Raw genomic sequence first — 12,281 nt, forward strand, 5'->3', positions numbered from 1 at the left:
TATGGTCATGTTACCCGCGTTTCCAGCAGATTCGGGAGGCAGGTGCTTGTATCAGCTGGAGGAAGAGACCGAGGCCGACTGGTGGGAGGTCGAGGCGCTTTACGACCTGTGCTTTGCCCCCGGACGCACGGCCCTGTCGTCCTACAGGCTGCGTGATGGCGTGGCGACGGTTGCGCCTCTGTGCCTTGTCCTGCGCGACGAAACAGGCGCGCTGGTGGCGGCGATCCGCTACTGGCCCGCCGAGGTGGGTGGCCATCATGTGCTGCTTCTCGGTCCCGTGGCCGTGCACCCGACCCGCCAGGGCGAGGGGCTGGGCGGGCTTTTGATCAACGAAAGCCTGGCCGAGGCGCGAAAACTGGGATGGAAGCGTGTGCTTCTGGTGGGGGATGCGCCTTATTACCGGCGCTTCGGGTTCACGAAGCTTTCGGGCGTGCAGATGCCACCGCCCACCAACCCAGACCGCGTTCTCGGGCTGGAACTGGTGAGGGGCGCCTGGGAAGGGGTCACCGGCCCGGTCACGAAGGCGCGCGGCTGACCGCAGAGCCCCGCGCCTGCCGCAGGGGGCTTTGCGGACGCGTCCGGCGGGCAAGGCGCTTGCCATAGCCATCGGCGGCGCAGTTCTTGCGCTGCGGCCCGCGGCATCCCATGTCGAGGGCATGGAAAACACGCTTGTTCCCTTTGAACTGGTCGAGGTCGAAATCGCGGCGCTGGCAAAGCGCTACCGCCGCGCGAACGGCCCGGTGATGGCCATCCTCAACCGCTTCGGCGGGCAGATCGAGGGCCAGATGCGCAAGCTGCCCGAGCCGCTGCGCGAGGCCTCGGAAGGGCTGGTCGTCAGGGCGCTGGAACAGGGCTTCGATCTGGCCGGCGCGGCGGGCGGGCGACTTCCCGATGCCGGGCGCCAGGCGCCGCTGGCAGTGGTGATGGCGGCAGGTGCGGCGGGGGGCGCCGGGGGGCTGGCGACATCGCTGGCCGAATTGCCCGTGACCGTGACCGTGATCCTGCACGCCCTGCGGCGCGAGGCCGTCGCCGCCGGGTTCGATCCCGACGCGCCCGACATCCGCGCCGAGATCCTGAACGTCTTTGCCTCGGGCAGCCCGCTGGCCGAGGATGACGGGGTCAACACCGCCTTTCTGGGGGCCCGGCTTTCCGTCACCGGACCGGCCCTGAACAAGCTGATCCAGACGCTTGCCCCCCGCATCGCCGCCATCCTTGGCCAGAAACTTGCCGCGCAGGCGGTGCCGGTCCTTGGCGCTGCCGCCGGGGCGACGCTGAACGCCGCCTTTCTCGCCTATTACCGGGAAATGGCGGGAATCCGCTTCGGCCTTCTCCGCCTCGCCGCCGCGCATGGCGACGGGCCGGTGCTGGCTGCGTTCCGCAAGGCCGCGGCATCACGCCCGCTGACCCGCGCCCGCTGACCCGCGCCTGCCCTGAAGGCCATCGGGGGGCAGGGCGCGCTATTCGGGCTGGGTCGCCAGCCAGTCCATCACGCGCGGCCGCAGGCTTTCCTCACCCGCCGCCAGGCCGCTGCGGATCTCTGCGCCCAAGGCGTCCAGATCCACCCGGCGCAGAAGCGTCTTGACCGGCCCGATGGAGGCGGGTCGCATCGAAAGCGTGCGGATGCCGAGGGCCGCGAAAGTGATCGCCTCGATCGGGCGGCCCGCATCCTCGCCGCAGAAGGACAGGGGCTTGCCCGATGCATCGCAACGCGCCACGACCTGCGACAGGAACGACAGGAACGCACCGCTCAGGCTGTCATAGCGCCGCCGGACGCGTTCGTTCTCGCGGTCGGCGGCGAAGAAGAACTGCTTCAGGTCGTTGCCCCCCAGAGACACGAAATCCACCGCGTCAAAGAAGGACTGCGGCGCAAAGGCAAGGCTGGGGGTTTCCAGCATCGCCCCGATCTCCAGCTGTTCGGGCGTGGGGTAGCCCAGGCTTTTCTCGCGATGGATCTCGCGCAGAAGGTAACTGCGCGCCTCGGCGAATTCATGGGCCTCGGCGATGAAGGGGAACATCACCGTCAAGGGCCGCCCCTTGGCCGCGCGGATCAGCGCCTGCAACTGCATGCGCAGCACGCCCGGCTTGTCGAGCCCCACGCGGATCGCCCGCCAGCCCATTGCCGGGTTCGGTTCATCCTGTGGCTTGAGATAGGGCAGCACCTTGTCCGAGCCGATGTCGAGAGTGCGGAAGGCCACGCGCCGGCCCGAGGCCGCATCCATCACGCGGGCATAGATCTGCGCCAGTTCCTCGCGCTTGGGCATGCGGTTGCGGATCAGGAACTGCAATTCGGTCCGGAACAGGCCGACGCCCTCGGCGCCGGACCCTTCGAGCGAGGGCAGGTCGGCCATCAGGCCCGCATTCATGTGCAGCGAGGTGATCCGCCCGCAGCGCGATTGCGCGGGCAGGCCGCGAAGGCTCGCATAGCGCTTTTGCGCCTCGGTCTGCATCGCGATCTTGTCACGGAAGGCGCGGGCGACGGTTTCCTCGGGCCGCAGGTGGGCGATCCCCTGGTCGCCGTCCACCAGGATGTGGTCGCCGTTCAGCGCCTCGGTTGTGATCCGGTCGGCCCGGATCACCAGCGGAATGGCCAGCGCGCGGGCCACGATCGCGGCATGGCTGCCGACCGATCCTTCCTCAAGCACCACGCCGCGCAGCTTGCGACCATAATCCAGAAGTTCGGCCGGCCCGATGTTGCGCGCGACCAGCACCGGGTCGTCAGGCATCTGCGCGCCGGTGTCGGCGCCCTGACCGGTCAGGATGCGCAAAAGCCGGTTCGACAGGTCGTCCAGATCGTGGAGGCGGTCGCGCAGGTATGCGTCAGGCACCTGTTCCAGCCGCGCCCGCGCGGCGGATTGTTCCTTTTCCACCGCCGCCTCGGCGGAAAGGCCGCGCTGGATGTCCTCTTCCATCCGGCGCAGCCAGCCGCGCGAATGGGCGAACATCCGGTAGGCTTCCAGCACCTGCTTCTGTTCGGGGCCAAGGCTGCTGACCGCCAGAAGATCGTCGACCGACACGCGCAATTGCCCCACCGCGTCGCGGATGCGCTCGATCTCGGTCAGCGGGTCGTCGGCCACGGGGTTGGTGATGACCACACGGGGCTCGTGCAGCCAGACATGGCCTTCCGCCGCACCTTCCTGGCCGGTGTTGCCGCGGAACATCACGGGCTGCTTGTGCAGAAGGCCGGGGCCGTCGCCTTCGCCCACGAAGGCGCCAAGCTCTGTCATCTCGGCCAGCACCATCGCCACGACTTCCAGTGCATAGACCTCGTCGTCGGAATATTGGCGGGCGATCTTCGATTGCACCACCAGCACGCCCAGCCGTTCGCCCACGCGCTGGATCGGCACGCCGAGGAAGCTGGAATAGATCTCCTCGCCGGTTTCCGGCATGAAGCGGAAACCCTTCTCGTTCGGTGCGTCGGCGGTGTTGACGGGCGAGGCCGTGCGCGCCACGCGGCCAACCAGACCCTCGCCCAGCTTCAGCCGCGTCTTGTGGACCGAGGCCTTCTTCAGCCCCTCGGTCGCGCAAAGTTCCAGCGTGTCCTCGTCACGAAAAAGATAGATCGAACAGACCTCGGTCCCGATCGAATCAGCGATCAGATGGGTGATCCGGTCAAGCCGTTCCTGTCCCCTGCCGGATTCGGCAAGAACGTCGCGCAAGCGGCGCAGAAGCTTGCGGCTTTCGCTTTCGGTGCGTTCGGGCATTCTGGCCTCGTGCTGTGCTGCCCCCTGCATAGCGCAAGCCCGCGAGGATAGGGAAGGCATAGAAGCGGTTCATCCGGCAGTTGCGCAAATATCGGGCACCTCCGGCACCCCCTTGCCCGAACCCCCGGCTGATCGCCCACGCTCGCCCCTTTCCCGCCGGATCAACCCGGTGACGACGGCCAAACGAAAACCCCCGCCGGTCGGGCGGGGGTTCTGGCGGGGCGGGGCGGTCGGTCAGGCCTTGTCGAGGTCGAAGGCGTCGTGCAGGGCCTGGACGGCGAGTTCCATGTACTTGCGGTCGATCAGAACCGAGATCTTGATTTCCGACGTCGAGATCACCTTGATGTTGATCCCCTCGGCCGACAGCGCCTTGAACATCCGGGCGGCGACGCCCGCGTGGCTGCGCATGCCGATGCCGACGACCGAAACCTTGGCGACATCGGTGTCGATGATCAGCTCGTCATATTTGATCAGGCCCGCCGCCATGGCGTCTTCCATCGCCTTCTTGGCGCGGTCCACCTGGTTGATCGGGCAGGAGAAGGTCATGTCGGTGACGGCGCCGGGGTGGGCCTCGTCATAGTCCTTTTCGCTGATGTTCTGGACGATCATGTCCACGTTCACGCCCGCATCGGCCAGCGGGCCGAAGATCGCCGAGGCCACGCCCGGACGGTCCTCGATGGTGAAGAGGGTGATCTTGGCCTCGTCGCGCGAGAAGGCGACACCAGAGACGACTTTCGATTCCATGATTTCTTCCTCGTCGCAGACCAGGGTTCCGGAGGTTTCGTCGGTTTCCTCGAACGAGGACAGGACGCGCAGGCGCACCTTGTAGCGCATCGCCAGTTCGACCGAACGGGTTTGCAGGACCTTCGCGCCAAGGGATGCCAGTTCCAGCATCTCTTCAAAGGCGATCTTGTCCATCTTGCGCGCCTTCGAGCTGACGCGCGGGTCGGTGGTGTAGACGCCATCGACATCGGTGTAGATGTCGCAGCGTTCCGCGCCGAAGGCGGCGGCGAAAGCCACGGCGGTGGTATCCGAACCGCCCCGGCCGAGCGTGGTGATCCGGCCCTCGGCCGAGACACCCTGAAAGCCCGCGACGACCGCCACCTTGAAGCCTTCGGCGAATTTCGCGTCGATGTTCTCGCGCGGGATCGAAACGAAGCGGGCCGAGCCATGCGCCGAAGTGGTGTTGATCGGCACCTGCCAGCCCTGCCAGCTGCGCGCGGGCACGCCCATTTCCTGCAGCCGCAGCGCCATCAGGCCCGCCGTCACATTCTCGCCCGAGGCCACGACCGCATCGTATTCGCGGGCGTCATACAGCTTCGATGTGCCTTCGACCCAGCCGACAAGCTCGTTCGTCTTTCCCGACATGGCGCTGACGATGACGATCACGTCATAGCCGCGTTCCACCTCGCGCTTGACCTTGGCCGCCGCATTCTCGATGCGGGCCAGATCGGCCACAGAGGTGCCCCCGAATTTCATCACCAGAAGCGGCATGGCGCTGTCCCCGTTCCCAGGCTGGAAAAACCGCGTGCTGATTAGCAGAAGCGGGGGGGGATGCAAGCGGCGATGCGGCCCTGCGGCGTTTTCGGTCGGCGCCCGGTCGGGCCGGGTTCACAAAACGAAATCCTCGACGGTCAGCAAGGGCTTGTTGGCAAGCGTCAGGGACCAGTCGGCGCGCCCGTCGCCGTCCGCATCGCCCGAAAGCCGTCCCGCTCCCCGGTCATAGCGCAATTCGGCGGCATCGCCGGAAAAACGGTTGGCGCCGATGAAGCTGGCGCCGCGCATGAAGGCGGACAGGTCGATATCGTCGACCAGGTGGCGGAAGTCGGTGATGCGGTCGCCCCGCGCCGCGGTGGCATTCCCGAAGACGAAGTCGTCGGCCCCCCGTCCGCCGGAAAGGGTATCGGCCCCGCGCCCGCCTGCCAGCGTGTCGCCACCGGCCGCGCCGTTCAGGCGGTCGCGTCCGGCCAGCCCTTCGATCAGGTTTGCGCCGCCATTCCCCGAAAGCGCGTTGTCGCCGGCCGTGCCCTTCAGGCGCAGCGCGGCAGTGCCTGCAAGCCCCGCGTTCTCGACATGCCGGAAGCTGCCGAGGTTGATCGAGAAGGCGCCGGTGACGACGCGGTCTGATCCGCCGCCCGCCGCTTCGATCACCCGGTCGGTGGGACGATCGAGGACATAGATGTCGTTCCCCGCGCCGCCGGTCATCGTGTCGGCGCCGCCGCGGCCGTCGATCCGGTTGGCACCCGCGTTTCCGGCCAGGGCGTTCGCCCCAGCGTTTCCGAAGACATTCAGCGCCGCGTTGCCCAGAAGGCCCGCGTCCTCGACATGGGGATAGCGGTTCAGGTCGAGGCTGATCGCGGCCGAGGCGATGGCATCCCGGCCGCCGCCGGCGGTTTCCACGATCCGGTCGGCAAGGGAATTCACGATGAACCGGTCGTTTCCGGCGCCGCCGACCAGGGTGTCGGTGCCGACCCCGCCCAGAAGGGTATCATTGCCTGCCATGCCTTCGATCCGCCCCCCGGCCGGATCGGCAACCAGGTAATCATGGCCGTCCCGGGTGATGGTGACGAAGCGCAGCACCGGGTCCCAGGTCGGGCTCACGTCGTAATCCCAGGCCAGGGCCACCCGGCCATCGGCCAGGCGCACCACCTGCGTCTGCATCCTGAGCGCCCCGGTATCCAGCGTCATCTCGACCGGGGCGCCGTTCCGGCTGAGGTCGGCATTGACCAGCACGCCGTCCAGATAGGCGGTATCCTGGTACAGAAGCAGGAATTGCCCGTTGTCCAGCTCCAGCGTCCGGACCGAACCCGCATATCCGCCCGGCGTGTCCGAGGTGTAGACCGTCCGCCGCGCCATCAGCCCGCCGGTCTGGCCGTGGAATTGCAGCACCTCGACATGTTCCTCGCGGATGACGAACCCACCGCCTTCGGGAAAATCGACCAGCAGTTTCACACGCGTCATCACGAAATGGCCGTCGGGCGTTTCATGCGAAAACTGCAGGGGCTCGTATCTGTAAGGGTCTTCGGGATCGATCAGGTCATGCCGGGCAAGCAGGGTCGGTGCCGACTGGCCGGGGCGCGCGACCAGGATGTCATGCAGGCCGAAGCCGTTCGTGACCTCATGCATCAGAACCGCCTGATCGCCGCGCAGGTCCAGAAGCTGCCATTCATAGGGCGAGTTCGTGATGTCGAACCCCAGCGGGATCAGCCCGCCCTGTGTGGTTCCGTTCAGGCCCGCGATCTGAAGGTAAAGGTCATGGCCGATGCTGCCTTCGTTGCCGTTCCAGGTGCCGATCGCCTCTTGTGAGCCCATCAGCACCACGCGCCGATCGTCCGAGATGAACTGCGTCGTCTGGGCAAGCCCCGCGCCCGCCGGGCTGAACCCGATCGTCGCCGTCTGCCCCGTTGGTTGGCCGGTCGGGCCGTAATGCGTGACGGTCAGCGGCCCGGTGAAGGCCGTCAGCGTCATGAACCCGCCATCCGCCCGGGCCAGTGTCGTGATGCCTGCAATCGGGTGCGGAAAAAAAGCCGTGTCGTGCAGCTCGAATTCGCCGGTGACGGCATTGCCGTTCTCGTCAAGAATGCGTGCGCGGCGCGTATAGCCGGAACCCGACAGGATATTGCCGTCCAGGTCGCGCCCCGATCCGTCCGCCCAGGACACCAGCAAATTGCCATTGGCCAGCGGGATCAGTTGCGGGCTGTACTGGCCCAGAAAGCGCGAAACGGGAATGATGATCTCGGCAGGTGAAAGGACAATGGTCACTCGCTACTCCTCGGGGTCCGGGCCTGCACAAGGCCCCCGCAACGGCGCCACCCTAGGCCCGAACCGTTTTCCCATCAAGGTCTTGGCCGTTGCCCACCGGCCCTGAAGATCGTCAGAAGAGGATGTCGTCCGCCGAGATCGCGGGGCGGCCCGTCAGCCTGATCTGGAAATCGTCGCCCCCGTCGCCGTCGATATCGCCCTGAAGGATCCCGTCGCTGTAGCGCACCTCGCCTGCCGTGTCGGTGAAGGCGCGGGCGGCGATGAATTCCCCGTCCCGCAGAAGGCGCGACAGGTCGATCCTGTCCTCGCCCGGTCGGAAGTCGGTGATGACGTCCCGCGCCGCGCCGCGCCCGGTTTCGGCGAGGGTGCGGAACTGGAAGGTATCGGCCCCCGCGCCGCCCGTCATCCTGTCGGCGCCCCGGTCCCCGATCATCAGGTCGCGTCCGGCGTCGCCTTGCAGCCGGTCGCGCCCTTTGCCTCCGATCAGGACATCGTCCCGCGCGCCGCCCCGAAGCGTGTCGTTGCCGTCGCCGCCCGTCAGACGGTCCGCACCGCCCGCGCCTGCAAGCCGGTCGTGGCCCCGGTCGCCCGACAGGGTGTCACGCCCGAGACCGCCAAGGATCACGTCCCGTCCCGCCCCGCCGCGCAGCACGTCGTTTCCCGCGGCACCGTTCAGGCGGTTGTCGCCCGTCCCGCCCGTCATGCGGTTGGCCAGTGCGTTGCCCGTGCCGTTCAACGCGCCATCGCCGGCCAGCACCAGGTTTTCCACATGGGCGGCAAGCCTGTGGCTGACCGAGGCCCGCACCAAGTCGCGCCCTTCACCGGCGCTTTCGATCACCCGGTCCTGGGTGTTTTCCACACGGTAGGTGTCGTTTCCCGCGCCGCCGATCATCCGGTCCGCGCCCGACCCGCCATCGATCAGGTCATTGCCCGCCGCCCCGCGCAGCGTGTCATTGCCGCCCGCGCCCCGCAGGCGGTCGGCAAAGCCGGTTCCGAACCAGTCATCCCCCCGCGCGGTTCCCGCAAGGTCGATGCCGGATTCCCGGGGATCGACGATGCGGGCGCGGACGGCCCAGCCCGAAGGATCGTCAGGCGACTGGCTGAAATCTTCCCAGGTGATGACCACACGTCCGTCGGCCAGCGTGCGCGCGATCGGGTTCAGCTGCGCCCCGGCAGTGCCCGTGTTGATGACCGTTTCCGCGCCGATCCGTGTTCCGTCGGCGGCAAAGGCCTGCGCCACGATCACATCGCCCGAACCCTGTCGCCCGTTCACATCGACCCAGGCCACAAGGAACCCGCCGTCGGCCAGAGCCGTGACCGAGGCGCGTGTCTGGCTGCCTGCGGTCGTCGTGTTCACAAGGATCTCGGTTCCTTCTGCTGTGCCCCCTGCCGACAGGATGCGCGCCTTGATGCCGCTGCCCTGGGCATCGCCGCCCGTGCCGCTGATGTCGTCCCAGACAACGACGATCCGGCCGTCGCGCAATGCCGTCACTGCCGGAGACATCTGCGAATTGGCGGTCGTGGCGTTGATCAGGATTTCCGGCGCCAGGGCGGTGCCGTTGGCGGAAAAGCGGCGGCCGTGAATGGCCTGCCCGCTCAGATCGCCGGTCAGGCCGCTGTCGTCCTGCCAGACCACGAACCAGCCGCCATCCGGAAGCGCGGTGACACGCGGCCGGTCCTGGTTGCCGAAGTAGATCCCGTTGACCGGCAGGTCCGCCGTGGCGGCTGTGCCGTCTGCGTTCACGACCCGCATGCGCAGTCCGTTGGAATAGTCGTCATCCGGATCGTCCGGCCCGGCATGTTCCCAGACCATCACGATCCGTCCGTCCGCAAGCGTGGCCATGTCGACGGCGGCCTGTGAGCCTGCGGTGTAGAAGGGGATCGTCAGTTCGGCGCCGATCCGCCCGCCGGCGGGGGTGAACACCTGGCTGCGCAGGTCGCGGTCGGTCGGGTCGGTCAGGGTGGCGCTGTCATCGACCCACGAGACGACGAACCCGCCATCCCGCAGGGCTGTCACGGAAGGGCTGCGCTGGCCCTGCGCGGTGGTGGTGTTGATCAGGAATTCCGCCCCCGCCCGCGACCCGTCGGCATGAAAGATCTGGCCACGGATCGCCTGAAGAGAGCCATCGATCGAGGCGTCCGAGGTTTCCCAGACCACGATGAAGCGCCCGTCGGCCAGCGCCGCGACCGAGGGCAGGTTCTGGTCGCCTGCAATCGCACCATTCACCAGGATCTCGGGCGACGAGAAGGTGATCGTCATCTGGTCCACTCATGACAGCGGGCGGGCGGGGGCGATCCGTCACCCCGACCCTTGCCCCGAAAGCGCATGGTGCATCATGTGGCGCAATCGGGAAAATTGAAAGAAAAACCCGACCATAGCGGACCCTTCGCCGGTTCTGGCGGCGGAAGGCCCGCTTTCTTGCACGGCGGAAAGGCCGATCAGGGTGGCGTGCGACGCCTCAGAAGATGAAATCGTTCGAAGTGATCGACGGCGCGCCCGACAGGCGGATCTGGAAATCATCATTCCCGTCTCCGTCGATGTCGCCGTAGAGGGTGGCGTCGGACGCACCATAGCGCAGTTCACCGGCGCTTCCGGAAAAGGCCGCGTTGCCGATGAAGGTGCCGTCCGGCATCACGCGCGACAGGTCGATCCTGTCGATGCCCGACCGGAAATCGGTGATCACGTCGCGCCCGGCGATCCTGCCGACCTCGGCGGCGCTGCGGAACAGGAACACATCCGCCCCGGCACCGCCCGACATCGTGTCGGCGCCCCGGCCGCCGATCAGCACATCATTGTCGCCGTCACCTTCCAGCCGGTCGCGCCCGTCGAGACCCAGCAACCGGTCGCGTCCGGTGCCGCCGAACATGCGATCGTTGCCGCTGCCGCCAAGAAGCGTGTCGTTCTGCGCACCCCCCGACAGCAGGTCATTTCCGCCGCCGCCAGCGATCCGGTCGCGCCCGGCCTCGCCGTTCAGGACATCGCGCCCGCCGTTGCCCGAAACCCGGTCGTCGCCGCGGCCCGCGCGGACAAGGTCCTTGCCTGTGCCGCCAATCAGGCGGTCATCGCCGGCGCGGCCCAGCAGGGTGTCATTGCCCGTTCCACCGGCCAGCCGGTTTTCACCCGCGTTGCCGCCCAGGCGGTTGCCAAGCGCGTTGCCTGTGCCGTTCAGATCCGCGCTGCCCGTCAGGACGAGGTTTTCCACATGCGCGCCCAAGGTGTGGCTGGCGGAACTGCGCACCGTATCTGTGCCCGCGCCCACGGCTTCGATCACCTGGTCGCCGGTGCTGTCCACCACGAAAGTGTCGTCGCCCGCGCCGCCCAGCAGGCTGTCGGCGCCGCTGCCGCCATCCAGCAGGTCGTTGCCGCCCTCGCCGCGCAGCGTGTCGTTGCCCGCGCCGCCCGCCATCGTGTCGTTGAACAGCGTGCCGTACCAGTCGTCCGCGAGGTCGGTTCCGGTCAGGTCCACCGCCGAGGTCCGCGGGTCGATGATGCGTGCCCGCATGGAATAGCCGTCCGGATCGTCCGGCGTCGGGGCGCTTGTGTCCCAGGTGACGACGATCCGGCCATCTGCCAGCAGGGCAAGTTCGATTCCACTCTGGAAACCATCGGTGAGGGTGTTCAACCGGGTCTCCGGGCCGACCTTCGCGCCATTCGCGTCAAACCGCTGGCCGGTGATCAGGCCGGGCGTCAGGTCGGTGCCGGCATTGCTGAAGTCGACCCAGGCGACGAAGAACCCGCCGTCCAGAAGGGGGATGACACGCGGGAAGACCTGGCTCCCTTCCGTGGTCGTGTTGATCAGGATCTCGTTTCCGGTGGGGGTTCCGTCGGCGCCAAGGAACCTTCCCTTGATCGCCGCGGGGGATGTGTCGCCGCCGGTGCCGCTGCCATCCTGAAAGACCACGATCATGCGGCCATCGGCCAGTTCGCCGACATCCGGATGCGATTGAGCGCCCACGATGACCTGGTTGATGACCTGCTCGGGGCCGACCCTGGTGCCGTCCGCGTCGAACCGCTGGCCACGCACCGCCTGTCCGTTCGTGTCCGGGGCGGTGGCGCTGAAGTCCCGCCAGACGATGAAGAACCCGCCATCGGCCAGTGCCGTGATCCTTGGGTCATACTGGTTATCGAACGTAGCCGTATTCACCCCCAGATCGGCGCTGGCGAAGGTGCCGTCGGGCCGGATGATGCGCACCCGGATGCCGGCCTCGGGATCCTCCGGCATTTCACCGATCCCGTCGTGTTCCCAGACAACCGCGATGTTGCCATTGGCCAGCCGTGTCGCCTGGCTGAAGCTCTGGTAGCCATCGGTGAACTGCGGGATCAGCCGTTCCGGGCCGATCATCGTGCCGTTCGCATCAAAGAACTGGCCGCGCAACGCGTCTTCCGATGTATCGTCGGGCGATGCGCTGTAATCGCCCCAAGCCACGAAGAAACCGCCGTTGGCAAGCGCAGTGACCGTCGGCAGCGACTGGTCGTTCGTCGTGGTCGTGTTCACCTGGAACTCGACCCCGGATCGCGATCCGTCGGCAAGGAAGATCTGTCCGCGGATCGAGGTGCCAGACCCGTCCACCGTTCCGTCATAGGTCATCCAGACCACGATGAAACGGCCATCCGACAGGGCCGCGACCGATTGGTTGTACTGATTGCCGGTGGTAAGGGTGTTGATGCCGAAATCGGGCGTAAAGAACGTTAACGTCACGGAAACCACTCCATACAATGTGACTGCGGGGGCAAATGCACCCCCCCGCGAGGCTGAAAAATCCAGCCGATATTGGTCTGATTCGACCCATCCGTGAAGAGGGATCGTGATACAGTCC

7 protein-coding genes are annotated in these 12,281 nt (G+C 67.1%); 2 read left to right on the forward strand and 5 right to left on the reverse strand.

The genetic code is table 11. The annotated features are described in order from the left end of the window. The first annotated feature begins 46 nt into the window (after positions 1-46). Both E7811_RS14320 and E7811_RS14325 read left to right on the forward strand, forming a co-directional pair. Complete coding sequence (locus tag E7811_RS14320; RefSeq protein ID WP_136395353.1) at positions 47-535, forward strand: GNAT family N-acetyltransferase; 489 nt, start codon at positions 47-49, stop codon at positions 533-535. 31 nt (positions 536-566) lie between these two features. After that, positions 567-1,418, forward strand: a complete 852-nt coding sequence (locus tag E7811_RS14325) for an EcsC family protein (RefSeq protein WP_246020467.1) — start codon at positions 567-569, stop codon at positions 1,416-1,418. Positions 1,419-1,457: 39 nt separating this feature from the next. Here E7811_RS14325 and ptsP read toward each other — a convergent pair whose 3' ends face one another. The 5 genes from ptsP to E7811_RS14350 all read right to left on the reverse strand — a co-directional run bounded on the left by ptsP (position 1,458) and on the right by E7811_RS14350 (position 12,163). After that, positions 1,458-3,701: a phosphoenolpyruvate--protein phosphotransferase gene (gene ptsP, locus E7811_RS14330; protein ID WP_136395354.1), complete on the reverse strand. Its 2,244-nt coding sequence runs from the start codon at positions 3,699-3,701 to the stop codon at positions 1,458-1,460. Positions 3,702-3,935: 234 nt separating this feature from the next. Next, entirely contained in the window at positions 3,936-5,195 is a 1,260-nt protein-coding gene (locus E7811_RS14335) for an aspartate kinase (RefSeq protein ID WP_136395355.1), read from the reverse strand. Positions 5,196-5,312: 117 nt separating this feature from the next. Further along, positions 5,313-7,463, reverse strand: coding sequence for a M10 family metallopeptidase C-terminal domain-containing protein (locus tag E7811_RS14340; protein WP_136395356.1), 2,151 nt, complete (start codon positions 7,461-7,463; stop codon positions 5,313-5,315). Between the two features lie 112 nt (positions 7,464-7,575). Next, positions 7,576-9,723 carry a calcium-binding protein gene (locus tag E7811_RS18365; RefSeq protein ID WP_136395357.1) on the reverse strand — a complete coding sequence of 716 codons (2,148 nt, stop codon included), beginning with the start codon at positions 9,721-9,723 and terminating at the stop codon, positions 7,576-7,578. Positions 9,724-9,922: 199 nt separating this feature from the next. Further along, positions 9,923-12,163, reverse strand: coding sequence for a calcium-binding protein (locus E7811_RS14350; protein WP_136395358.1), 2,241 nt, complete (start codon positions 12,161-12,163; stop codon positions 9,923-9,925). Positions 12,164-12,281 lie beyond the last annotated feature (118 nt).

The organism is Aliigemmobacter aestuarii (assembly GCF_004799285.1).
GTDB lineage: Bacteria > Pseudomonadota > Alphaproteobacteria > Rhodobacterales > Rhodobacteraceae > Aliigemmobacter > Aliigemmobacter aestuarii.

What these genes read in the sequence shown, in the direction of transcription:
- E7811_RS18365 (WP_136395357.1), bottom strand. Translation starts at nt 9,723, where the DNA reads ATGACGATCACCTTCTCGTCGCCCGAGATCCTGGTGAATGGTGCGATT.
- E7811_RS14335 (WP_136395355.1), bottom strand. Translation starts at nt 5,195, where the DNA reads ATGCCGCTTCTGGTGATGAAATTCGGGGGCACCTCTGTGGCCGATCTG.
- ptsP (WP_136395354.1), bottom strand. Translation starts at nt 3,701, where the DNA reads ATGCCCGAACGCACCGAAAGCGAAAGCCGCAAGCTTCTGCGCCGCTTG.